The sequence below is a fragment of the Azoarcus indigens genome, assembly GCF_004361735.1.
GTDB classification, from domain to species: Bacteria; Pseudomonadota; Gammaproteobacteria; order Burkholderiales; family Rhodocyclaceae; genus Azoarcus; species Azoarcus indigens.
This window is the reverse complement of sequence record NZ_SNVV01000009.1, coordinates 66745-88996: the sequence shown is the minus strand read 5'-3', so window position 1 is coordinate 88996 and position 22252 is coordinate 66745. Positions and strand designations below refer to the sequence as shown.

At 63.0% G+C, this 22252-nt stretch carries 22 protein-coding genes; 20 read left to right on the top strand and 2 right to left on the bottom strand.

Annotated elements, in window-relative coordinates; all coding sequences use genetic code 11:
- Window positions 1-6: 6 nt before the first annotated feature.
- Together C7389_RS11795 and C7389_RS11790 are read right to left on the bottom strand one after the other, a co-directional pair.
- Window positions 7-609: a response regulator transcription factor gene (locus C7389_RS11795; RefSeq protein WP_133591608.1), complete on the bottom strand. Its 603-nt coding sequence runs from the start codon at window positions 607-609 to the stop codon at window positions 7-9.
- The gene (locus C7389_RS11790) at window positions 606-2588 is read right to left on the bottom strand and encodes a sensor histidine kinase (RefSeq protein ID WP_211168271.1); all 1983 of its coding nucleotides are present in this window, start codon (window positions 2586-2588) and stop codon (window positions 606-608) included. The genes C7389_RS11795 and C7389_RS11790 overlap by 4 nt, the downstream gene beginning before the upstream one ends.
- A 195-nt stretch (window positions 2589-2783) precedes the next feature.
- On the opposite strand from C7389_RS11790, the gene C7389_RS11785 reads away from it, so the two are divergent.
- From C7389_RS11785 to C7389_RS11690, 20 genes are all read left to right on the top strand, one after another.
- Complete coding sequence (locus tag C7389_RS11785) at window positions 2784-3788, top strand: TRAP transporter substrate-binding protein (RefSeq protein WP_133591606.1); 1005 nt, start codon at window positions 2784-2786, stop codon at window positions 3786-3788.
- A 65-nt stretch (window positions 3789-3853) separates the two neighbouring features.
- Window positions 3854-4558: a TRAP transporter small permease gene (locus C7389_RS11780; protein ID WP_133591604.1), complete on the top strand. Its 705-nt coding sequence runs from the start codon at window positions 3854-3856 to the stop codon at window positions 4556-4558.
- On the top strand, window positions 4555-5841 hold the full coding sequence (locus C7389_RS11775; protein WP_133591602.1) for a TRAP transporter large permease: 1287 nt from the start codon (window positions 4555-4557) through the stop codon (window positions 5839-5841). The genes C7389_RS11780 and C7389_RS11775 overlap by 4 nt, the downstream gene beginning before the upstream one ends.
- Window positions 5842-5983: 142 nt before the next feature.
- On the top strand, window positions 5984-6637 hold the full coding sequence (locus C7389_RS11770) for a DedA family protein (protein WP_133591600.1): 654 nt from the start codon (window positions 5984-5986) through the stop codon (window positions 6635-6637).
- Between the two features lie 85 nt (window positions 6638-6722).
- Window positions 6723-7148: a nucleoside-diphosphate kinase gene (gene ndk / locus C7389_RS11765; protein WP_133591598.1), complete on the top strand. Its 426-nt coding sequence runs from the start codon at window positions 6723-6725 to the stop codon at window positions 7146-7148.
- An 84-nt stretch (window positions 7149-7232) separates the two neighbouring features.
- Window positions 7233-8363, top strand: a complete 1131-nt coding sequence (gene rlmN / locus C7389_RS11760) for a dual-specificity RNA methyltransferase RlmN (protein WP_133591596.1) — start codon at window positions 7233-7235, stop codon at window positions 8361-8363.
- Window positions 8360-9163, top strand: a complete 804-nt coding sequence (gene pilW / locus C7389_RS11755; protein WP_133591594.1) for a type IV pilus biogenesis/stability protein PilW — start codon at window positions 8360-8362, stop codon at window positions 9161-9163. Before rlmN ends, pilW begins: the two co-directional genes overlap by 4 nt.
- Before the next feature lie 5 nt (window positions 9164-9168).
- Complete coding sequence (locus C7389_RS11750; protein WP_133591592.1) at window positions 9169-10107, top strand: RodZ domain-containing protein; 939 nt, start codon at window positions 9169-9171, stop codon at window positions 10105-10107.
- A 1-nt stretch (window position 10108) separates the two neighbouring features.
- Window positions 10109-11356, top strand: coding sequence for a flavodoxin-dependent (E)-4-hydroxy-3-methylbut-2-enyl-diphosphate synthase (gene ispG, locus C7389_RS11745; RefSeq protein WP_133591590.1), 1248 nt, complete (start codon window positions 10109-10111; stop codon window positions 11354-11356).
- A 36-nt stretch (window positions 11357-11392) separates the two neighbouring features.
- Complete coding sequence (gene hisS / locus C7389_RS11740; protein ID WP_133591588.1) at window positions 11393-12706, top strand: histidine--tRNA ligase; 1314 nt, start codon at window positions 11393-11395, stop codon at window positions 12704-12706.
- Entirely contained in the window at window positions 12693-13337 is a 645-nt protein-coding gene (locus tag C7389_RS11735; protein WP_133591586.1) for a tetratricopeptide repeat protein, read from the top strand. The genes hisS and C7389_RS11735 overlap by 14 nt, the downstream gene beginning before the upstream one ends.
- Before the next feature lie 3 nt (window positions 13338-13340).
- A complete protein-coding gene (bamB, locus tag C7389_RS11730; protein WP_133591584.1) occupies window positions 13341-14483 on the top strand; it encodes an outer membrane protein assembly factor BamB in 1143 nt (380 codons plus the stop codon).
- A 20-nt stretch (window positions 14484-14503) separates the two neighbouring features.
- Window positions 14504-15832 (top strand): ribosome biogenesis GTPase Der, encoded by a 1329-nt coding sequence (gene der, locus C7389_RS11725; RefSeq protein ID WP_133591582.1) that lies wholly within the window; start codon window positions 14504-14506, stop codon window positions 15830-15832.
- 109 nt (window positions 15833-15941) lie between these two features.
- Window positions 15942-16187 (top strand): RNA chaperone Hfq, encoded by a 246-nt coding sequence (hfq, locus tag C7389_RS11720; protein WP_133591580.1) that lies wholly within the window; start codon window positions 15942-15944, stop codon window positions 16185-16187.
- Between the two features lie 54 nt (window positions 16188-16241).
- Window positions 16242-17387, top strand: coding sequence for a ribosome rescue GTPase HflX (gene hflX / locus C7389_RS11715; RefSeq protein ID WP_133591577.1), 1146 nt, complete (start codon window positions 16242-16244; stop codon window positions 17385-17387).
- 14 nt (window positions 17388-17401) lie between these two features.
- A complete protein-coding gene (gene hflK, locus C7389_RS11710) occupies window positions 17402-18658 on the top strand; it encodes an FtsH protease activity modulator HflK (RefSeq protein WP_133591575.1) in 1257 nt (418 codons plus the stop codon).
- Complete coding sequence (gene hflC / locus C7389_RS11705; protein ID WP_133591574.1) at window positions 18658-19539, top strand: protease modulator HflC; 882 nt, start codon at window positions 18658-18660, stop codon at window positions 19537-19539. Before hflK ends, hflC begins: the two co-directional genes overlap by 1 nt.
- Window positions 19540-19548: 9 nt before the next feature.
- Window positions 19549-19734, top strand: coding sequence for a DUF2065 domain-containing protein (locus tag C7389_RS11700; protein ID WP_133591572.1), 186 nt, complete (start codon window positions 19549-19551; stop codon window positions 19732-19734).
- Window positions 19735-19742: 8 nt separating this feature from the next.
- Entirely contained in the window at window positions 19743-20897 is a 1155-nt protein-coding gene (locus tag C7389_RS11695; RefSeq protein WP_133591570.1) for an ATP phosphoribosyltransferase regulatory subunit, read from the top strand.
- Between the two features lie 3 nt (window positions 20898-20900).
- Window positions 20901-22211, top strand: a complete 1311-nt coding sequence (locus C7389_RS11690; RefSeq protein WP_133591568.1) for an adenylosuccinate synthase — start codon at window positions 20901-20903, stop codon at window positions 22209-22211.
- Window positions 22212-22252 lie beyond the last annotated feature (41 nt).

The following is a 22252-nucleotide window of genomic DNA, read 5'->3' as shown; positions in this document are numbered from 1 at the left end:
CGGGCCTCAGCGCAGGGCGGTCAGCATTTGCGCAAGCTCTACCGCCGAGCGCACTTTCATCTTGTCGAACACGCGGGAACGGTGGGCTTCCACCGTGCGCATGGAAATCGCCAGCTCGTCGGCGATCACCTTGTTGAATTTGCCTTCCAGGATCAGATCCATCACTTCGCGCTCGCGTGCCGTCAGTGTGGCCAGCCGGGCTTCGACGGTGCCGCGGTCGGCGGCGGCCTGGCGGTTCTCGTCGTCATGCGCGATGGCCTGCTCGACCAGGTCGACCAGGTCGTTGTCGTTGAAGGGCTTCTCGATGAAGTGATAGGCCCCCTTCTTCAGGGCGGCCACCGCCATAGGCACATCGCCGTGGCCGGTGACGAAGATGACCGGCAGGCGGTTGCCCCGCGCAAGCAGCGCCTCGAAGCACTCCAGGCCGCTCATGCCGTCCATGCGGATGTCCAGCACGATGCAACCGGGCCAGTCCGCCTGCCAGGCTTCCAGGAAAGCCTCGGCGCTGGGCCACAGCCGGGTGGCGACGCCGCGGGTCTTGAACAGCCATTGCAGGGCATCGCGGATGGCTTCATCGTCATCGATGATGTGCGCGCAAGCTTGGGTCATGTGGGGTCTATGGGAAGCGACAGGGTGAAGATGGTACCGCCCTCCGGGTTAGGCTCAAAAGCGAGGCGGCCATGATGGAGTTCGGCGATGGAGCGGCAGATGTTCAGCCCCATGCCCATTCCTTCCTGCTTGGTGGTGAAAAAGGGCTGGAACAGGTGGCTGGCGGTTTCGCTGTCGATGCCGCTGCCGCGGTCGGATACCCGCACGCTGACCATGCCGTTGGCGGTATCAGTGGAGACGGTGACGACGCGTTTGCCCGCGGGTGTCTCCCGCATTGCATCCATGCCGTTGCGGACGAGATTGACGATGATCTGCTCGATCATCACCGGGTCGGCGGCGACCTGGGGTAGCCGCGGCGCCAGTTCGGTGGCGATGCGCATGCGCCGCTTGCGTGCGTCCGCCTCGATGAGGCCGACCGCATCGCGGATTACCGCGTTGAGGTCCAGTTGCTCGCGCTTGGGCTCCGAGCGGCGGACGAAATCGTGCACCCGGCGGATGATTTCCCCCGCCCGGCGCGCCTGCCGGCCGAGCTTCTCGTGGATGTCGCGCAGCTCGCCACGGTCCACCTCGCCGGCGGAGAGGCGGTTGATGCAGCCGCTGTTGTAGCTGGCGATGGCGGCCAGTGGTTGATTGAGCTCATGGGCCAGCGTGGAGGCCATCTCGCCCATGGTGACCAGGCGGGAGGTGGCCTGCAGGCGCTCTTCCTGCTGATGGGCGAGGGCATGGGCGCGCTTTTGCTCGGTGATGTCCAGCACCGAGCCCATCCAGCCGGTGTGGCGGCCCTGGGCGTCGATCAGCGGCGCCTCGAACAGCAGCACGTCCAGGCGCTCGCCATTCTTGCGCCGGAACTTGATCTCGACGCCGTCCGGGGTCGAGCCCTTGTTCTGGATGCGCTCGTAGAGTTCGCGCCGGCGCTCGATGTGGTCCGGCTCCCAGTACGGCATCGGCGGCGGCTTGCCCAGCAGTTCGCCCGCGTCGTAGCCGGTCATGCGGCAGAAGGCGGAGTTGACGTAGGTGAGCCGGCCTTCGAGATCGCGGGCGCGCAGTCCGGTGATCAGCGAATCCTCCATCGCCTTGCGGTAGGCGGATTCCTCCAGCAGCGCCTGCTCTGCCGCCTGCCGTTTGGCGAGCTGGCGGCGAACCTGCCAGAAGCTCCACACCACGATGCCGCCCAGCAGCACGATGGAGGCGGTCAGCAGCACTGGAATCCAGCGGGTTTCCGCCTTGTACGGGGTGATCTGCAGTGTCAGGCCGTGGCCCGGCGGGTCGAAATTCATGCTGTAGCTGCGGCGGGCTTCCAGCGGCGCGATCTTGGACTTGGCTGCGATCTCGCGGCCGTCCGCATCCAGCACCGCCACCCGATAGCGCTCGGAGAACCACCAGGGCAACTCACGCACCACCAGGTCGGAGAGCGAGTACACCCCCACCACCATGCCGAGGAAGGCTTCGTCGGACCAGGCGGGAACATCCACCTCGAAATGCGTCTTGTCGCCCATCACCGTGTACGCGGGGCCATACACCGGGCGGCCGACCGCGCGGGCAAGGCGGAAGATGGTCTCGGAGGACATGGCGCCTGCGGCTTCGCCGACCAGGTGTTCGTCCGCCGCTGGCGGCAGGGCGCCGCGCAGCTTGCCCTCCTGGTCCAGCCACAGGATGCGTACGAGTCCGCGCTCCTGGCTCAGCAACTGGCGCAGCTGCGCCTCGGTCTGCGCCGACATGCGTTCCTCGCGCAGCAGTTCCGGGCCGATCTGCTGCAGCTGCGCCTCGTTGCGGTCGAGTTGGAAGCGCAGGTTCTGCTCCATCCACAGGGCGTCGTTGATCAGGATGGCCTGTTGCTCGTCCGCGTCATATTCACGCGTCAGCCAAACCAGTACGGCGAGCGCCGCGAGGAACAGGGCGAGGCTGAGAATGGGCAGAATGTGCAGCCATTTGCCCCGGACTGGCGGCAGGGGCGGCTGCCCGGCGTCGGGATGATTCATGCGGGTGAGTGCCGGATGGGGGCGATCTTGCGGTATTCCACAATAGCGACGCTTACAAAGCTGAAAGGATACTCGAACGATGCCTGTGCGTTGTTCGTCCGCCCAGGTTGTCCGGCGTCCGCAGCCCATTGCGGTGCGGGGGCCAAAAAAGCAGTCAATAGCAAAAAGCGAACATTTCATTAATTGGAGGAGAGTATGAGACTCCGTGCACTTCTGCTCGGACTGGTCGCCGTCGGCCTGTCTGCTGGCGCCATTGCCGCCGACCCTGTCGTTATCAAGTTCAGCCACGTTGTTGCCCAGGACACCCCGAAGGGCAAGGCGGCAGAGCGATTCAAGGAGCTTGCCGAGAAGTACACCAGCGGTGCGGTGAAGGTCGAGGTCTACCCGAACAGCACGCTGTACAAGGACAAGGAAGAGATGGAGGCCCTGCAACTGGGCGCCGTCCAGATGCTCGCCCCCTCGCTGGCCAAGTTTGGTCCCCTCGGTGTGCGCGAGTTCGAAGCCTTCGACCTGCCCTTCATCTTCGATAACTACGATGCGCTCCACAAGGTGACCTACGGCCCTGTCGGTCAGCAGCTGTTCGCCAAGCTCGAACCCAAGGGCATCAAGGGTCTGGCTTACTGGGACAATGGCTTCAAGTCCTTCTCCGCCAACACCCCGATCAAGAAGCCGGACGATCTGCGCGGCAAGAAGATGCGCATTCAGTCGTCCAAGGTGCTGGAAGAGCAGATGCGTGAGCTGAAGTCGCTGCCGCAGGTGATGGCCTTCTCCGAGGTCTACCAGGCGCTGCAGACTGGCGTGGTGGACGGTACCGAGAACCCGATCTCCAACCTCTACACCCAGAAGATGCATGAGGTGCAGAAGTACCTGACCATCACCGATCACGGTTACCTGGGCTATGCGGTCATCGTGAACAAGAAGTTCTGGGACGGCCTGCCGACCGAGCTGCGTACCCAGCTCGACAAGGCGATGAAGGAGTCCACCGAATACGCCAACAAGATCGCCAAGGAAGAGAACGACCAGGCGCTCGAGATGGTGAAGAAGTCCGGCAAGACCGAGGTCTATGTGCCCACGACCGAAGAGCGTCTGGCCTTCAAGACGGTGCTGGTTCCGGTGCACAAGAAGATGGAATCCCGCATCGGCGGCGATCTGATCAAGTCCATCTACGAAGCCACCAGCTTCGATCCGAACAAGCTCTGATCCGCCATCCCTTGAACGCCCGCCGGCCCTCAATCCGGCGGGCGTTTTCGTGACGGGAGAATTCCATGCTCAAAGTACTCGACCACCTCGAGGAATGGCTCATCGCCCTCCTCATGGGGGCGGCGACAGTCATCATCTTCGTCTCCGTGTTGCACCGCTATGGCACAGGCATCGACTACCCTGCGCTGCAGGACATGCTGCTGTCCATCAATATGGGCTGGGCCCAGGAGCTGACCATCATCATGTTCGTGTGGATGGCGAAGTTCGGCGCCGCCTATGGCGTGCGCACCGGCATCCACGTCGGCGTCGATGTGCTCATCAACCGTCTGAGCACAGAAAACCGCGGTCGCTTCATCCTTTTCGGTCTGGGCGCTGGTGCGTTGTTTACTGCAATCGTCGGCACCCTGGGTGCGACCTTCGTCTGGGAGAACGGCGCTCATTATCAGATCTACCACTGGTTCGGCATCGCGCAGGATGGTCTGTATGAAGGTCCGGTCACGCCTGACCTGGAATGGCCGACCTGGATGGTCTATGCCGCGGTGCCGCTGGGGTCCTATCTGATGTGCTTCCGCTTCCTGCAGGTCATGTGGAGTTTCTGGAAGACCGGCGAGTTGCCGCATCACGACCACGGTCATGTGGATGGCATCGACGAGGAGTACCTGCCGGCCGACGCCAACCCCTATGACATGAGCGACAACCTGCACCCGCACGACCTCAAGCACAAGCAGATCGGCGAAGACAAGGATGCCGGCAAGGGAGACAAGCAATGAGTGCCGCCATCATCTTCATCATCCTCCTGGTGCTGATGCTCACCGGGATGCCGATCTCGATCTCGCTCGGCCTCACGGTGCTGACTTTCCTCTTCACCATGACGCAGGTGCCGATCGAATCAGTGGCCCTGAAGCTTTTCACCGGTATCGAGAAGTTCGAGATCATGGCGATCCCGTTCTTCATCCTGGCGGGTAACTTCCTGACGCATGGCGGCGTGGCGCGGCGGATGATCAACTTCGCCACTTCCATGGTCGGCCACTGGCATGGCGGCCTCGGCCTGGGTGGCGTGGTGGCTTGCGCCTTGTTCGCAGCGGTATCTGGCTCCAGCCCGGCGACCGTGGTGGCGATCGGCGCCATCATCCTGCCGGCCATGGTGAAGCAGGGCTTCCCGAACAAGTTCGGCGCTGGCGTCATCACCACCTCCGGTGCGCTGGGCATCCTGATTCCGCCGTCCATCGTCATGGTGATGTACTCGGTCTCCACCAATACCTCGGTGGGCGCCCTGTTCATGGCGGGCGTGATTCCGGGCCTGATGCTGGCCGCTTTCCTCGGCTTCACCACCTGGAACCGGGCGCGCCGATTTGGCTACCCGCGGCTGCCGAAGGCGAGCTGGGGTGAGCGGGCGAAGGCGTTCAAGGATTCCGCCTGGGGGCTCTTCCTCATCGTCGTGGTGATGGGCGGGATCTACACCGGCATCTTCACGCCGACGGAGGCGGCCGCGATGAGCGCGGTCTATGCCTTCATCGTCGCGGTGTTCATCTACAAGGATCTGAGTCTCTCGGATGTGCCCAAGGTCCTGCTGAACTCCGCGAACATGAGCGCGATGCTGCTGTACATCATCACCAACGCCACCCTGTTCTCCTTCCTGCTGACGCACGAGAACATTCCGCAGGCGATGACGGATTTCATGATGAGTACCGGCGTGGGCATGATCGGCTTCCTGATCATGGCCAATATCCTGATGCTGGTGATGGGCAACTTCATGGAGCCCTCGTCCATCGTGCTGATCCTGGCGCCGATCCTGTTTCCGATCGCGATCGCGTTGGGCATCGATCCGGTGCACTTCGGCATCATCATGGTGGTGAACATGGAAGTCGGTCTGTGCCATCCGCCGGTGGGTCTGAACCTGTACGTGGCGAGCGGCATCACCAAGATGGGGATCACGGAGCTGACCGTAGCCGTGTGGCCGTGGCTGTTTTCCATGCTGGTGTTCCTGGTGCTGGTGACCTATGTGCCGGCAATCTCCCTGTGGCTGCCGAGAACCCTGGGAATGATTTCCTGACGGACGGTCTTGGATCTCTGAGCAAGCCCGGTCTCGTGCCGGGTTTTTTCTTTTCCGGAGCGATACGTTCGGAGAGACATGTGGTAGCGGGGCGCAGGGGCTGTTGGGATATGATCAGCCAAATTTTCCTCGGCTCTCCTACATGGAAATCGTCACCTTCTTCATCGATCTTCTGCTCCATCTGGACGATTATCTGGCCATGCTGCTGGAGCAGTACGGCGTCTGGCTCTATGGCATCCTGTTCCTGATCGTCTTCTGCGAGACCGGTCTGGTCGTCACTCCTTTTCTGCCGGGCGACTCCCTGCTGTTCATGGCTGGCGCGCTGGCGGCCGGCGGCGGGCTGGATCCGGTGCTGCTGATACCGCTGCTGTTCGTTGCCGCGGTGCTGGGTGACACCCTCAACTACATGATAGGAAAGCATTTCGGCTCGCGGATGTCGAAATGGGAGAACAGCCGCTTCTTCAACAAGAAAGCGCTGGAGCGCACCCAGGCCTTCTATGCGCGGCACGGCGGCAAGACCATCGTGATCGCACGCTTCATGCCCATCGTCCGTACCTTTGCCCCCTTCGTGGCAGGCATGGCGCGCATGGAATATCGCCGCTTTGTGATGTTCAATGTGCTGGGTGCGGCACTGTGGGTGGGACCACTGGTGATGATCGGCTACTGGTTCGGCAACATCCCGGTGATCAAGAACAATCTTTCAACCGTGGTGATCGGCATCATCGTGCTCTCCATCCTGCCAGTGGTGATCGCCTGGCTGAAGGAGCGCAATGCGCCGGCGGAGGGGAGGGCCTGAAGGCTGCGCATGCTCCGGCCGCTCACTGGCATTGAGCGGAAATCTGCTAAAATTCCGCGTTTTGTCAAACACCCCGGAGTTTTTCATGGCCATCGAACGCACCCTCTCCATCATCAAGCCCGACGCCGTCGCCAAGAACGTCATCGGCAAGATCTACCAGCGCTTCGAAGACGCCGGGCTGAAGATCATCGCCGCCAAGCTGGTGCAGCTGTCCGAGCTGGAGGCCGGCCAGTTCTACGCCGTGCACAAGGAGCGCCCCTTCTTCAAGGATCTGGTGTCCTTCATGGTTTCCGGCCCGGTGATGATCCAGGTGCTGGAAGGTGAAAACGCCATCGCCAAGAACCGTGAGCTGATGGGTGCCACCGATCCGAAGAAGGCCGCGCCGGGCACCATCCGCGCTGACTTCGCCGACTCCATCGACGCCAACGCGGTGCATGGCTCCGACGCTCCCGAAACCGCTGCCGTGGAAGTGTCCTTCTTCTTCCCCGGCATGAACGTCTATTCCCGCTAAGCGACTCATCCCGGCGGCCCGTCTCGGCTCCCCTGCGGAGTGCGAACGGGCCGTTTGCGTTGGGGTCACAAGGTGCTGACGAAGATGAATACCCCGGTCAATCTCCTCGACTTCGACGTGGATGGTCTGATCGCCTGGTTCGCGGAACGAGGCGAGAAACCCTTTCGTGCGCGCCAGGTGATGCGCTGGATGCACCGCGAGGGCTGCAAGGATTTCGCGGCAATGACCGACGTCGCCAAGGCGTTGCGCGCCCGCCTGGCCGAAGAGGCCTCCATCCGCCCGCCAGTGCCGGTGCGCGATTCGGTTTCCGCCGATGGCACCCGCAAGTGGCTGCTGGACGTGGGTAACAGCAACGCGGTGGAAACGGTCTTCATCCCCGAGACCAACCGCGGCACCCTTTGCATTTCCTCGCAGGCCGGTTGTGCGCTGGACTGTGCTTTCTGCTCCACTGGCAAACAAGGTTTCAACCGCAATCTTTCTGCCGGAGAAATCATCGGCCAGTTGTGGCTGGCCAACCACCTCCTCGGTGCCGCCCGCGAGGCGGAGGCCGGCCTGGAAGCCGGCGACAAGGACAACGGCCGCATCATCAGCAATGTAGTGATGATGGGTATGGGCGAGCCGCTGGCCAACTTCGACAATGTGGTGACCGCGCTGCGGCTGATGCTGGACGACCACGCCTATGGGTTGTCGCGCCGCAGGGTCACGGTATCCACTTCCGGCATCGTGCCGGCGATGGACAGGCTGCGCGATGAATGCCCGGTGGCGCTTGCAGTGTCGCTGCATGCTTCCAATGATGCGCTGCGCGACCGGCTGGTGCCGATCAACGTCAAATACCCGCTGGTCGAGCTGATGGCGGCCTGCCGGCGTTATCTCGACAAGGCGCCGCGGGATTTTGTGACCTTCGAGTACGTAATGCTCGAAGGCGTGAACGACGAACCGGCGCACGCCAGGGAACTGATCGAACTGGTGCGCGAGGTGCCGTGCAAGTTCAACCTGATTCCCTTCAATCCTTTCCCGAACTCCGGTTTCCAGCGCTCCGCGCCGGAACGCATACGGCGCTTTGCGGGTATCCTGATTGACGCCGGCATCGTTACCACGACGCGCAAGACGCGGGGGGACGACGTCGATGCCGCCTGCGGCCAACTGGCCGGCCAGGTTCAGGACAAGACCCGGCGCACCGTGCGCCTCAAACAGACGCTGGAGGTTCGTTCATGACGCGCTTTGCCGCGATCGTGTCAATCGCTGCTGTCGCCTTGCTGGCCGGCTGCGCCACGGGGCCCGGCCAGATGGGCGACTCGGCGGCCGCACCTTCCCGGCCGATGGCCGATACCACACCCGCCAACCAGGGCGAGGCGCGCGCTCGCGCGCATGTGGAATTGGGGCTGGCCTACATCGAGATCGCCCGCTACGACGTCGCGCTGGACGAGGCCAAGACGGCCCTCTCGGATAGCCCAGGCTACGGCCCGGCCTATCACTTGATGGGGTTGATCTACATGCTGCTGGATGAGCGGACGCAGGCGCAGGACAACTTCGAACGCGCGCTGCGGGCGGCGCCGGGCGATCCGGATTTCAGCAACAGCTATGGCTGGTTTCTCTGCCAGCAGGGGCGAGAGAGCGAAGGGCTGGCCTATTTCAACCGCGCCGCACGCAACCCCTATTACCGGTATCCTACTCGGCCCTATACCAACGCCGGCCTGTGCCTGCTGCGCCTGAAGAACGACAGCGCGGCGGAGGCCCAGTTCGCCTCGGCGGTGGAGGCGGATCCGACCAATGGGCGGGCGATGTATGAGCTGGCGGGCATCGCTTACCGCCGCGGGGATTACGAACTGGCGCGCACCCGGCTGATCCGTCTCCACCAGGCCCTGGAGCCGACGGCTGCGTCCGCCTGGCTGGGGTTGCGGACCGAACGCCGCCTCGGTCACCGCGATGCCGAGGCGAGCTACGCTGCGCAGTTGCGTAGCCGCTTTGCCGATTCACCCGAATATCAGTTGATGTTGCAAGGGAAGTACGAGTGAGTGCCATGCAGTCTCCGCCCGAGCCCTCGGGCGTTACGTCCGAGATGACGCCTGCCGAGTTTGCCGGGGCACAACTGCGGCAAGCGCGCGAGGCGCGCGGCGAAACCCTGTCCGACGTTGCCCAGGTGCTGAAGCTGTCTCGCAGGCAAGTCGAGGCGCTGGAGAACGGCCGCCACGACGCGCTGCCGGGGCCGGCTTTTGCGCGCGGTTTCCTGCGCAATTACGCCCGTTACCTCGGTCTGGATCCGGCGCCCCTGCTGGGCGGTGTGGAGCAGCGCGGATCGGCGGGGACGGTGGAGTTGGCGCCGGTTTCGAACGCAACCGGGGAAATGCCCGTTGGGATGGGGCGGCGCACCAGCAGCAAGCCGGTGACAGTGCTTTTCTTCGTTTTGTTGGCGGTGGTGCTGGCGGGCTGGTATTTCGACTGGTTCCAGACGGAGCTGCCGGAAGAGGCGACCGTGGCTCCTGAGTCCGCCGAGGTGGCGCCGATCGAAGGAGGTGTGGCAACCGAGCCTATCGAGGCGCCGGCTGCCGAGGCGCAGCAATCCGCAACGCCCGCTCCGCTCCAGGCCCCGGCGTCCGGTGCCCCGCAACCGCCGGTGGCTGCGTCGCCGGAACAGGGACAAGGGGTGGTGGCAACCCCCGCTCCGGCTGTCCCTGCGACGGCAACTCCGGCGCCAACTGCATCGGCCGCAGCGCCGACGGATGCAGCCAGCTTGGTCTTCAGTTTCAGCGGTGAGTCCTGGGTAGAGGTCAGGGATGCCGCCGGTGCGGTGGTCTATTCTGGCACCAACGCAGCCGGCGTCACCCGCACCGTGCAGGGCAAGGCACCTTTCACGCTGGTGGTGGGCAATGCCAAGGATGTCCGCCTCGAATATCAGGGCAAGGCGGTCGACCTTGCCCCTCACACCCGGGTCACGGTTGCCCGCCTGACGGTTCAATAAGATGACGCATCAGATTTTCCAGGCCGGTGCCGAGCAACGCCGGGCTACCCGCCAGGTCCGCATCGGCCGTGTCATCGTCGGCTCGGATGCGCCGGTAGTGGTGCAGTCCATGACCAACACCGATACCGCCGACGTGCTGGGGACGGCGATGCAGATCGCAGAACTGGCCCGGGCCGGTTCAGAGTTGGTACGGATCACGGTGAACAATGAGGCAGCCGCCAAGGCGGTGCCCCACATCCGCGACCGCCTGCTGGCGCTGAACATGGACGTGCCGCTGGTGGGCGACTTCCATTACAACGGCCACAAGCTGCTGTCCGACCACCCGGCTTGCGCCGAGGCGCTGGCCAAGCTGCGGATCAATCCCGGCAACGTGGGAGCCGGAACCAAGCGCGATCCACAGTTCGCCGCCATCGTCGAGATCGCCTGCCGCTACGACAAGCCGGTGCGCATCGGCGTGAACTGGGGCAGCCTGGACCAGTCGGTGCTGGCCCGCATCATGGACGAGAACGCGGGGCGCGCCGAACCGCGTGACGCTGGTGCGGTGATGCGCGAGGCTTTGGTGGTGTCGGCGTTGGAATCGGCCGCCAAGGCGGAGGAATATGGTCTGGGTGGCGACCGCATCATCCTGTCAGCCAAGGTCTCCAGCGTTCAGGATCTGATCGCGGTGTACCGCGACCTCGCCCAGCGCTGCGATTACCCGCTGCATCTGGGCCTCACCGAGGCTGGCATGGGCAGCAAGGGCATCGTCGCCTCCACCGCGGCTCTGTCGGTGCTGCTGCAGGAGGGCATAGGCGACACCATCCGCATCTCGCTGACGCCGGAGCCGGATGGCAGCCGGACGCAGGAGGTTGTCGTCGCCCAGGAAATCCTGCAGACCATGGGACTGCGTGCCTTCACTCCGATGGTGACTGCCTGTCCCGGCTGCGGCCGCACCACCAGCACCTTCTTCCAGGAACTGGCTTCCGGCATCCAGACCTATGTGCGCGAGCAGATGCCAGTCTGGCGCGAGCAGTACGACGGCGTGGAAAACATGACCTTGGCGGTGATGGGCTGCGTGGTGAATGGTCCGGGCGAGAGCAAGCATGCCAACATCGGCATCTCGCTGCCTGGCACCGGCGAAAGCCCGGCGGCGCCCGTGTTCGTCGATGGCGAGAAGACGGTGACCTTGCGTGGCGACACCATCGCCGCCGAATTCAAGGCCATCGTCGATGACTATGTGAGCACGCGATACGCGAAGAAGGCGGGCTGAGGCCCCCGGCAACGAAACAGAGCGAAACGGATACAGATGAGCCAGACCTTGCAGGCGCTGCGCGGGATGAACGACATCCTGCCGGACGAGGCCGAAACCTGGGAACACTTTGAAGACATCGTGCGGGACTGGCTGAAGAGCTATGGCTACCGGCCCATACGCATGCCCATCGTTGAGCCGACGCCGCTGTTCAAGCGCGCCATCGGTGAGGTGACCGACATCGTCGAGAAGGAGATGTATTCCTTCGAGGATGCGTTGAACGGCGAGCATCTGACGCTGCGTCCGGAAGGCACCGCTTCCTGCGTGCGTGCCGCCATCCAGCACAACCTCATCGCCGGCTCCGGCCCGCAGCGGCTTTACTACCACGGCCCGATGTTCCGTCATGAGCGGCCGCAGAAAGGCCGCTATCGCCAGTTCCACCAGATCGGTGTCGAAGCACTGGGTTTTGCCGGCCCGGACATCGATGCCGAACACATCATCATGTGCGCCCGGCTGTGGGACGACCTCGGGCTGGAAGATGTGTCCCTGGAGCTCAACTCCCTGGGCTCGGCGGAAGAACGTGCCCTGCACCGGGCGGCGCTGATCGCCTACCTGGAACAGCATGTGGACCGGCTGGACGAGGACGGCAGGCGCCGCCTCTATACCAACCCCTTGCGCATCCTGGACACCAAGAACCCGGAGCTGCAGCAGATCGTGGAACAGGCGCCCAAGTTGGCCGACTACCTTGGCGAGGAGAGCCTGACCCATTTCGCCGCGGTGCAAACCCTGGTCAAGGATGCCGGCATTCCCTTCCGGGTGAATCACCGCCTGGTGCGCGGGCTGGACTACTACAACCGCACCGTCTTCGAATGGGTCACCACCCGTCTGGGTGCGCAGGGCACCATCTGCGCGGGTGGGCGCTACGATGGGCTGGTTGCCCAGTTGGGCGGCAAGCCGCAACCCGCTGCCGGTTTCGCGATGGGTGTCGAGCGTCTGCTGGCTCTGTGGCAGGAAAGCGGCGGCGAGGCGGAGAAAGTGCAGCCAGATGTCTATCTGGTGCACCAGGGCGAAGCCGCGATGCGCTTGGCCTTCCGGGCGGCGGAGGCGCTGCGCGGCCATGGTTTTGCCGCGCTGCTCCATTGCGGGGGCGGCAGCTTCAAGTCGCAGATGAAGAAGGCCGACGCCAGCGCGGCTGCGGTAGCCGTGATCATCGGCGAAGACGAAGCAGCGGCGGGCGAAGTCGGCGTGAAGCCGTTGCGTGGCGCGGGCGCCCAGCAGCGGGTTTCCCTGGAAGGCTTGCCAGAAGCGGTCGCTGACCTGCTTTTTACCGACGAATCGACGAACGAAGAGGGTAACGATGGCGGTGTATGACCTCGAGGAGCAGGAGCAGATCTCCGCGCTCAAGGGTTGGTGGGAGGACTACGGCAACTGGGTGACTGGCCTGATCGCCGTGGCGGCGCTGGCTGCGGTCGGCTGGCAGGGCTGGCAGTGGTACCAGGGCAAGCAGGCCGGCGAGGCCGGTGTGCTCTACTTCGCGGTCCAGCAGGCGGTGGAACATGATGATGCGCAGAAGGCGCGCGATGCCGCCGGTCAGTTGATCGGCCAGTATCCCGGCACCACTCATGCCCAAATGGGTGCGCTGCTCTCCGCGGGCGTGCAGTTCCACAAGGGGGAACTGGACAACGCCAAGGCGCAATTGGCGTGGGCGGCCGAGAAGGGTGCTGATCCGGCTCTGCGCGATCTCGCGCGCCTGCGCCTGGCGACAGTGCTGCAGCAGCAGGGCGCGCTGGATGAGGCGCTGGCCCGGCTGCAGCCGGTTCCCGCTGGCCAGTACAAGGCCCGCTTCGAGGATCTGAAGGGCGATGTGCTGGCCACACAAGGCAAGTCTGCCGATGCCCGCGTTGCCTATCAGGCCGCCATGGATGCCATCGGCCAGGATGACGAACGAGCCGCTACCCTGCGCGAAGTCGTGCGCGTAAAACTCGAATCGCTGGAAGGTTGATCGATGTTCCCCGTCTCTCTGCGCTCTCTTTCCCTTGCTGTGCCGGTGGCACTGCTGACCGCATGCTCCTCGCTGAACCCCTTTGCCAGCGATGGTCCCAAGCCCGCACCGCTGGTGGATTTCACCCAGTCGGCCCAGTTGGCGAAGACCTGGAGCGTGGATATCGGCAAGTCCAAGAACTATGTGTTCCAGCCGGCGGTGGTTGGCTTTGCCGTCTATGCAGCGGCGGAAGGTGGCGAGATTGCCCGCTATGAAGACGGGCGCGCGGTCTGGAAAGTGAGTGCGAAGACGCCGCTGTCCGCCGGTGTCGGTAGCGATGGCAAGCTGGCGGTGGTGGCCACGGCCAGCGGTGCCGTCATTGCCTATGATGCGTCCAATGGCTCGGAGCGCTGGCGTTCGCAGATCGGCGCCGAGGTGTTGGCGCCGCCTGCGGTCAATGATGATGTTGTGGTGGTGCGTTCCTCGGATCATCGCCTGATTGCCCTGTCGGCGAAGGACGGTGCGCGGCGCTGGATCTATCAACGCAACAATCCGCCGCTGGGGCTGCGGACCTATGCTGGCGTGCTGCTGGAGAGCGGCGTTGCGCTGGCCGGTTTTCCCGGCGGCAAGCTGGTCGCGATAAGCCTGGCCAACGGCGGCGCGCTGTGGGAGCTGACGGTGGCGACGCCCAAGGGCTCTACCGAACTGGAGCGGGTTGCCGACGTGGTCGGCCCGCCGGTGATCGGCCGACGTGAAGTGTGCGCCGTGGCCTACCAGGGGCGGGCGGCCTGCTTCGACGCTTCCAACGGTAATTCGTTGTGGTCCCGCGAACTTTCCAGCAGCGTGGGCATGGATAGGGATACTCGCTTCGCGGTGATTACTGACGACAAGGATGCAGTGAATGCACTGGATGTCTATAGCGGCGCCAGCATCTGGAAGCAGGACGCGCTGGCGCGCCGTGCGGTCGGGCGTCCGCTGATCGTGGGCGACTATGTGGCGGTGGGCGATCTGGAAGGCTATGTCCACCTGTTGAAGCGCGAAGATGGTGCTTTCGCCGCCCGGGTGCGGGTCGACAGCAGCGCGGTCACCGCGGATCTACGTCCCTATGGCAATGGATTCATCGCTCAGAGCCGCGACGGTGAAATCGCCGCCTACGAGTTGCGCTGAGCGGAAACGGATACAAGAACGTGAAACCTACCATCGTCCTGGTCGGGCGTCCCAACGTCGGCAAGTCCACCCTGTTCAATCGGCTGACGAAGACGCGTGATGCCTTGGTGGCTGATCAGCCAGGTCTTACCCGCGATCGCCATTACGGGGTCGGGCGCGTCGGCGACCGGGATTACCTGGTCGTTGACACCGCGGGTTTCGACCCGGTGGCCAAGGACGGCATCATGCACGAGATGGCCAGGCAGGCGGAGCAGGCGATTGCCGAGGCGGATGTGTTGCTGTTCCTGGTGGACGGCCGGGCAGGGCGGACGCCGCACGATGAGCAGATCGCCGCCCGACTGCGACGCGCAGGACGGCCGGTCCACCTGGTGGTGAACAAGGCGGAAGGGTTAGAGCGCGCCATCGTCTCGGCGGATTTCCATGCGCTCGGCCTGGGTGCGCCGTTGCCGGTGTCTGCGGCTCATGGCGATGGCATCAAGCAGCTGGTTGAGCTCGTACTGGCGCCTTTCCCAGAAGATGAAGACGTCGAGGACGCCGCCGAGAAGGGGCCCAAGGTGGCCATCGTCGGCCGTCCTAATGTCGGCAAGTCCACGCTGGTCAATACGCTGCTGGGGGAAGAGCGCGTCATTGCCTTCGACATGCCCGGTACGACTCGCGATGCCATCGCGATACCCTTCGAGCGTGGCGGGCGGCCCTATACGCTGATCGATACGGCGGGCTTGCGGCGTCGTGGAAAGGTCTTTGAGGCGGTCGAGAAATTCTCGGTGATCAAGACCTTGCAGGCCATCCAGGAGTCGAATGTGGTCGTACTCGTGCTGGATGCGGCGCAGGACATTTCCGATCAGGATGCGCACATCGCGGGTTTCGTGCTGGATACCGGTCGCGCGCTGGTGGTGGCGGTCAACAAGTGGGACGCGGTGGACGATTACCGCCGGGAGCGCTTGAAAGAGGATATGGCGCGCAAGCTTGGCTTCCTGTCATTTGCCCGCTTCCATCAGATTTCTGCGCTCAGGGCGGAGGGCATCAATGGCCTGCTGAAGTCGGTGGATGGTGCTTATGCCGCAGCGATGGCAAATCTGTCCACCCCGCGGCTTACGCGTACCATGCAGGCGGCCGTAGCCAAGCAGGCGCCGCCGCGTCATGGCAGCGCTCGTCCCAAGCTGCGATATGCTCACCAGGGGGGAATGAATCCGCCGGTGATCGTCATTCACGGTAATGCTCTGGAGAATATTCCAAACTCGTATGTGCGTTTTCTGGAGCGTACCTTCATGGAGGCCTTCAAGCTCCAGGGTACGCCCTTGCGGATACAGTTCCGGACCGCGCACAATCCCTACGCGACCAAGAATTGATTGCGGAAAAACCCGATTCCCACACCGGGATTTCGTTGCATACTGCTATGTGGCAGTGCAGCAAGAAATCCGATACATTCATATAAACACAAAATAAAGAGGTTTAACGATGAGCAATAAAGGGCAACTTCTACAAGACCCCTTTCTGAACACCTTGCGCCGGGAGCATGTCCCGGTCTCGATCTATTTGGTCAATGGCATCAAGCTGCAAGGCCAGATTGAGTCTTTTGACCAGTACGTCGTGCTGCTCAAGAACACTGTGACGCAGATGGTATACAAGCATGCCATCTCCACCGTTGTACCTGCCCGTCCGGTAACCATTCAGCAACAGGAACCGAGTGAGGGCGGCAACTGATCGCCCCTCCTCAAAGTCGTGGCCGACCATCCGCGTCGGCCAGGATTCTTTTCCATGTTTGAGCGCCCGGCATCCGGAGAGCGCGCGGTTCTCGTTCAACTGGACTTTGGTCAGGGTGCAGTAGACGAGCGTCTGTCCGAGCTCAAGCTGCTCGCGGCCAGTGCGGGGGCAAGCGTCGAGGCAGTTGTCCAAGGGCGGCGATCGGCTCCCGATCCAGCGCTCTTTGCCGGCCGCGGCAAGGTGGCAGAAGTGGGAGAGGTCTTGCGTGCCAATGCCGCGGACCTGGTCATCTTCAATCACGCCTTGTCTCCCGCCCAGCAGCGGAACCTAGAGCGGGAACTGAGTTGCCGCGTCATTGATCGCACTGCACTGATCCTCGACATCTTCGCGCTGCGTGCGCGCAGCCATGAAGGCAAACTTCAGGTCGAGTTGGCGCAACTCGATCATCTTTCTACCCGTTTGGTGAGAGGCTGGACCCACTTGGAGCGGCAGAAGGGCGGCATTGGTTTGCGAGGCCCGGGGGAAACCCAGCTAGAGACGGACCGCCGTTTGCTGGGTAACAGAGTCAAGCTGCTGAAATCCAGGCTCCAGCAGATGGAAAAGCAACGCAAGGTGCGCCGCCGTGCGCGGGAGCGGCGGGATGTCCTATCCGTATCCCTCGTCGGCTACACCAATGCTGGCAAATCCACACTGTTCAATGCGCTCACCAAGGCCGGCAGCTACGCGGCCGACCAGTTGTTCGCGACCCTTGATACGACGTCACGCCGACTTTATGTCGGCGGTGGGAACGTTGTGCTGTCGGACACGGTCGGATTCATCCGTGACCTACCCCACGCTCTTGTGGCGGCCTTCCGCGCGACGTTGGAAGAAACCGCGCACGCAGATCTGCTGCTTCACGTGGTGGATTCAGCGAGTGAGGACAGGGACGCACAGATCGCCGCGGTGAACCAGGTGCTGGCCGAGATCGGCGCAGCCGAGGTTCCGCAGATCATGGTGTGGAATAAGATAGACCTCACCCATGCCGGCGCGGCGGTCGAGAGGGGCGACTGTGATAGAATCAGGCGCGTTTTTTTGAGCGCAAGAACCGGCGAAGGGCTTGATCTGCTTCGAGAAGCGCTGGCCGAGATGGCTGGCCAGGCATCTGGTCCGAATGCGGGCGACATGCCGGGGTTTGTGCCAGACAATCCATTACAACAGTGATAACAGGCATTCTCATGTCCCTAAACGACCCGCGTTGGGGGGGCCAGGGCAACAACGGCGATCGCGGAGAAGGCAATCGCGGTAACAATCAAGGCCCTCCGGATCTCGAAGAAGTGTGGCGTGATTTCAACCAGCGTCTCTCCAGCCTGTTTGGTGGCAAGCGGCAGGGGCACGACGGCGGTTCCGGCGGCGGCCGCGATGGTGGCGGCCCTCAACTTCCCGGCTTCTCGTTCAAGCAGTTTGGCGGTGGTATCACTGCGCTCGCAGCCCTTGTCTTGGTCGTTTGGCTGGCCAGCGGTTTCTACACGGTAGACGCCAACCAACGGGGTGTTGTGCTCCGTCTCGGGAAATTCATCGAAGTAACCGAGCCCGGCCTGCGCTGGCGTTTGCCCTTTCCCTTCGAAAGCCATGAGTTGGTGGACCTGACCGGCGTGCGTACCGTCGAAGTCGGCTATCGGGGCTCCGAGCGGAACAAGGTGCTGCGCGAATCGCTGATGCTGACTGATGACGAGAACATCATCAACATCCAGTTCGCCGTGCAGTACGTGTTGAACAGCCCGGAAAGCTATATCTTCAACAACCGCTATCCGGACGAGTCCGTCGCGCAGGCGGCGGAAACCGCGATGCGCGAGATCGTGGGCAAGAGCCGCATGGACTTCGTGCTCTACGAGGGGCGTGAGGAAATCGCTGCCACAGCCCACGAGTTGATGCAGCGCATCCTGGATCGTTATCAGACCGGTATCCAGATCAGCCGGGTGACCATGCAGAATGCGCAGCCGCCTGAACAGGTCCAGGCTGCGTTCGACGATGCGGTGAAGGCGGGCCAGGACCGTGAGCGCCAGAAGAACGAAGGCGAAGCCTACGCTAACGACGTCATTCCGAGGGCGCGTGGTACTGCTTCCCGCTTGATCGAGGAGTCGCAGGCCTACCGTGATCGTGTGGTTGCAAACGCGGAAGGTGAGGCGAGTCGCTTCAATCAGGTCTATGCGGAGTATCGGCGTGCGCCGGATGTGACGCGCGAACGCCTGTATATCGAGACCATGCAGCAAGTGCTGTCCAATACTTCAAAGGTGATGATCGACGCGAAGGGCAATGGCAACCTGCTGTTCCTGCCCTTGGACAAACTGATGCAGGCGGCCGGAAGCGGTTCCACGGCCGCGCCGCAGAACGAGGCGGCGCCTCCCGCCCCGAGTTCCTCGTCTGCGCAGTCCGGCATGTTCGATCCGCGTAGCCGTGAGCTCATGCGTAACCGCGAACGGGGAGATCGTTAATGCGCGACAAGCTTTCCTTGATTGCCGGCGTTGTCCTGTTCCTGTTGGTGCTGGCATCCATGTCGCTGTTCACGGTAGATCAGCGTCAATACGCTGTGGTGTTCCAGTTGGGCGAGGTGAAGGAGGTCATCGAGACTCCGGGCCTCAACGTCAAGCTGCCGCTGATCCAGAACGTGCGTTACTTCGACAAGCGCATCCTGACCATGGATACGCCGGAGCCGGAGCGCTTCATCACCTCCGAGAAGAAGAACGTATTGGTGGATCACTTTGTGAAGTGGCGCATCATCGATCCGCGTCTGTATTACGAGTCTGTTGCAGGTGACGAAACCCGGGCCCGTACCCGCTTGAATCAGACGGTGAACGCGGGGTTGCGCGAAGAGTTCGGCCGCCGTACGGTGCATGATGTGGTTTCGGGTGCCCGCGACCAGATCATGGAGGACATGCGGACCAAGGCTGACCAGGACGCACGCAAGATCGGTGTGCAGATCGTTGACGTCCGCCTGAAGCGCGTCGACCTCCCGACCGAAGTGTCGGAATCGGTCTACCGCCGCATGGAGGCCGAGCGTAAGCGGGTGGCCAATGAGTTGCGCTCCCAAGGTGGTGCTGAAGCCGAGAAGATCCGCGCGGATGCGGACCGCCAGCGCGAGGTCCTGATTGCGGAGGCTTATCGTTCTGCGCAAGAGGTCAAGGGTGAGGGAGATGCCAAGGCAACCGCCATCTATGCTCAGGCATTCGGTCAGAACCCGGAGTTCTATTCCTTCTACCGCAGTCTCGAGGCCTACCGCTCGAGCTTCAACGGCAAGGATGATGTGCTCGTGGTCGATCCCAGTTCGGACTTCTTCAAGTTCATGAAGAGTTCCGGAGGCCCTCGCCGGAACTGAGCTTTCCCCATGGGTAACACCCTGTTGACTGCCTTCGCGCTGATGTTGATCATCGAAGGCATTCTTCCCTTTGTCGCGCCAGCTGCCTGGCGCGAAACTTTTTCGCGTCTGGCAAGCATGGCGGATGGTCAGGTCCGGTTCATCGGACTGTCTTCCATGCTGCTTGGCGTTGTCCTTCTTCTGATTTTCAACTGAAGTTCCTCATGCGCTGGGTATTGCCCGACTACATACAGGACGCTTTGCCGTCCGAGGCTGAACAGCTGGAGTCCCTCCGGCGCAAGCTGCTCGATGCGTTCCGGGTCCGGGGTTACCAACTGGTCGCCCCGCCGATGCTCGAATACCTGGACTCGCTCACCACCGGTGCAGGGCATGACCTCGAGCTGCGTACCTTCAAGCTGGTCGACCAGTTGTCTGGCCGGACCATGGGGGTCAGGGCAGACATGACGCCGCAGGTAACGCGCATTGACGCCCATCTGCTCAACCGGACCGGCGTCTCGCGGCTTTGCTACTGCGGCAGCGTCCTGCATACCCTGCCTTCCTCGGCTACGGCGACACGGGAGCCGCTGCAACTCGGCGCGGAGTTGTACGGCCACGGTGGCATCGAGGCAGACGTGGAGATTCTCCGTCTGCTGGCGGAGGTGCTCCGTCTTGCTGATGTGCCGGCGAGCAGGATCGACATCGGCCACATGGGCCTGTTCCATGCGCTGGCTGCGCGTGCGGGGCTGGTGCCGGGGCGCGAGGAAGAATTATTTGGCCTGCTGCAGGCCAAGGATGTGCCGGGGCTGCGGACATTGGTGGCTGATGTGGCTGAACCGGTGAGGGCCGCCTTGCTGCTTCTGCCCGAGCTGTATGGCGGTCCGGAAGTCATCGAGAAAGCAGCGGCGCTGCTGCCGCAGGATGCGGAGATTGCTGCTGCGCTGAAGGATCTGCGCGCACTGGCGCAGAGCTTGTCCGGTTTGCCGATCAGCTTCGACTTGGCCGATCTGCGCGGCTACCACTATCACAGCGGTGTGGTGTTCGCGGCTTATGGCGGTGGTTCGCCGGCAGCGCTTGCGCTGGGCGGACGCTACGACCATGTGGGTGCGGCATTCGGGCGGGCACGCCCGGCAACCGGCTTCAGCCTGGATCTCCGGGAATTGGTCTTGCATCTGTCAGGACGCGCCGTGAATGGTGCCATTCTGGCGCCGATTTCGGACGAGGCCGGTCTCGCTGCCGAGGTCGAGGCTCTGCGTGGGCGCGGCGAGATCGTTGTGGATGCCTTGCCGGGACATGAAGGAACGTGGAACGAAGCTGGTTGCGACCGGCAACTGGTGCTGCGGAGCGGCCGTTGGACGGTTGAGCCGCTTCAGGGAGAGTAAGGAATGGCAAAGAATGTGGTAGTTGTCGGTACCCAGTGGGGCGACGAAGGCAAGGGCAAGATCGTCGACTGGCTGACCGACCACGCGCGGGGTGTGGTGCGTTTTCAGGGTGGGCACAACGCCGGTCATACCCTGGTGATCGGTCAGACCGAGTACAAGCTGAATCTGGTGCCGTCCGGCATCGTGCGTGAAGGTGTGGCCTGCTATATCGGCAATGGCGTTGTGCTGGACGCGCATCATCTGTTGAGCGAGATCCGCAAGCTGGAGGAGGGCGGTCTGAAGGTGCGCGATCGCCTGCGGATTAGCCCGGGGTGTCCGCTGATCCTCGGCTATCACGCTGCGCTGGATCGTGCGCGTGAGGCAGCCAAGGCGGCTGGCGACAAGATCGGCACCACCGGTAAGGGCATTGGCCCCACCTACGAAGACAAGGTGGCGCGACGTGCGCTGCGCGTTTATGACCTGTTCGACCGTGAGCGTTTTGCGGAGAAGCTCAAGGCCAACTTGGAGTATCACAATTTCGTCCTGACCCAGCATCTGGGGGCAGAAGCGATCGAGTTCCAGGCTGTATTTGATGAAGCGATGGCTGACGCCGCAGAGATCCTGCCGATGGTGGCAGATGTCTCGGCCGAGTTGTATGCGGTCAACAAGGCGGGCGGAAGCCTGTTGTTCGAAGGCGCGCAAGGCACGCTGCTCGACATCGACCACGGGACCTATCCTTTCGTGACCTCCAGCAATTGCGTCGCTGGTCAGGCGGCGGCGGGCTCCGGCGTCGGTCCGGGGCGTCTGCACTATGTGCTGGGCATCACCAAGGCTTATTGCACCCGGGTCGGTGGCGGTCCGTTCCCCACGGAGCTGGACATCGAGACTGCCGGTACGCCGGGTCAGCAGATGTCCTCCAAGGGACGCGAGTTCGGTGTGGTTACGGGGCGCAAGCGGCGCTGCGGCTGGCTGGATCTCGCTGCGCTGAAGCGCTCCATCATCATCAATGGCGTGACCGGTCTGTGCATCACCAAGCTGGACGTGCTGGATGGCCTCGAGGAGCTCAAGCTCTGCACCGGCTACCAACTCGACGGCAAGCGCACCGACCTGCTGCCGATGGGGGCCGAAGAGGTGACCCGCTGTGAGCCGATCTACGAAACGATGCCGGGCTGGAGCGGCAGCACCTTTGGGGCGCAGACTTGGGATGCGCTGCCGCAGGAGGCGAGGGCTTATCTGCACCGTATCGAGGAAATCTGCGAGATTCCCATCGATGTGATTTCCACCGGACCTGAGCGGGATGAAACCATCCTGCGGCGCCATCCTTTTGGCGCCTGATCGCGGCTTCGCTTGGACCGGCCGCAAGGCCGGTTTCTGTA

Excerpts from the sequence above, each read along its gene's own strand:
- C7389_RS11795 (WP_133591608.1), bottom strand. The coding sequence starts at position 609 with ATGACCCAAGCTTGCGCGCACATCATCGATGACGATGAAGCCATCCGC.
- C7389_RS11790 (WP_211168271.1), bottom strand. The coding sequence starts at position 2,588 with ATGAATCATCCCGACGCCGGGCAGCCGCCCCTGCCGCCAGTCCGGGGC.
- C7389_RS11785 (WP_133591606.1), top strand. The coding sequence starts at position 2,784 with ATGAGACTCCGTGCACTTCTGCTCGGACTGGTCGCCGTCGGCCTGTCT.
- C7389_RS11780 (WP_133591604.1), top strand. The coding sequence starts at position 3,854 with ATGCTCAAAGTACTCGACCACCTCGAGGAATGGCTCATCGCCCTCCTC.
- C7389_RS11775 (WP_133591602.1), top strand. The coding sequence starts at position 4,555 with ATGAGTGCCGCCATCATCTTCATCATCCTCCTGGTGCTGATGCTCACC.
- C7389_RS11770 (WP_133591600.1), top strand. The coding sequence starts at position 5,984 with ATGGAAATCGTCACCTTCTTCATCGATCTTCTGCTCCATCTGGACGAT.
- ndk (WP_133591598.1), top strand. The coding sequence starts at position 6,723 with ATGGCCATCGAACGCACCCTCTCCATCATCAAGCCCGACGCCGTCGCC.
- rlmN (WP_133591596.1), top strand. The coding sequence starts at position 7,233 with ATGAATACCCCGGTCAATCTCCTCGACTTCGACGTGGATGGTCTGATC.
- pilW (WP_133591594.1), top strand. The coding sequence starts at position 8,360 with ATGACGCGCTTTGCCGCGATCGTGTCAATCGCTGCTGTCGCCTTGCTG.
- C7389_RS11750 (WP_133591592.1), top strand. The coding sequence starts at position 9,169 with ATGCAGTCTCCGCCCGAGCCCTCGGGCGTTACGTCCGAGATGACGCCT.
- ispG (WP_133591590.1), top strand. The coding sequence starts at position 10,109 with ATGACGCATCAGATTTTCCAGGCCGGTGCCGAGCAACGCCGGGCTACC.
- hisS (WP_133591588.1), top strand. The coding sequence starts at position 11,393 with ATGAGCCAGACCTTGCAGGCGCTGCGCGGGATGAACGACATCCTGCCG.
- C7389_RS11735 (WP_133591586.1), top strand. The coding sequence starts at position 12,693 with ATGGCGGTGTATGACCTCGAGGAGCAGGAGCAGATCTCCGCGCTCAAG.
- bamB (WP_133591584.1), top strand. The coding sequence starts at position 13,341 with ATGTTCCCCGTCTCTCTGCGCTCTCTTTCCCTTGCTGTGCCGGTGGCA.
- hfq (WP_133591580.1), top strand. The coding sequence starts at position 15,942 with ATGAGCAATAAAGGGCAACTTCTACAAGACCCCTTTCTGAACACCTTG.
- hflX (WP_133591577.1), top strand. The coding sequence starts at position 16,242 with ATGTTTGAGCGCCCGGCATCCGGAGAGCGCGCGGTTCTCGTTCAACTG.
- hflK (WP_133591575.1), top strand. The coding sequence starts at position 17,402 with ATGTCCCTAAACGACCCGCGTTGGGGGGGCCAGGGCAACAACGGCGAT.
- hflC (WP_133591574.1), top strand. The coding sequence starts at position 18,658 with ATGCGCGACAAGCTTTCCTTGATTGCCGGCGTTGTCCTGTTCCTGTTG.
- C7389_RS11700 (WP_133591572.1), top strand. The coding sequence starts at position 19,549 with ATGGGTAACACCCTGTTGACTGCCTTCGCGCTGATGTTGATCATCGAA.
- C7389_RS11695 (WP_133591570.1), top strand. The coding sequence starts at position 19,743 with ATGCGCTGGGTATTGCCCGACTACATACAGGACGCTTTGCCGTCCGAG.
- C7389_RS11690 (WP_133591568.1), top strand. The coding sequence starts at position 20,901 with ATGGCAAAGAATGTGGTAGTTGTCGGTACCCAGTGGGGCGACGAAGGC.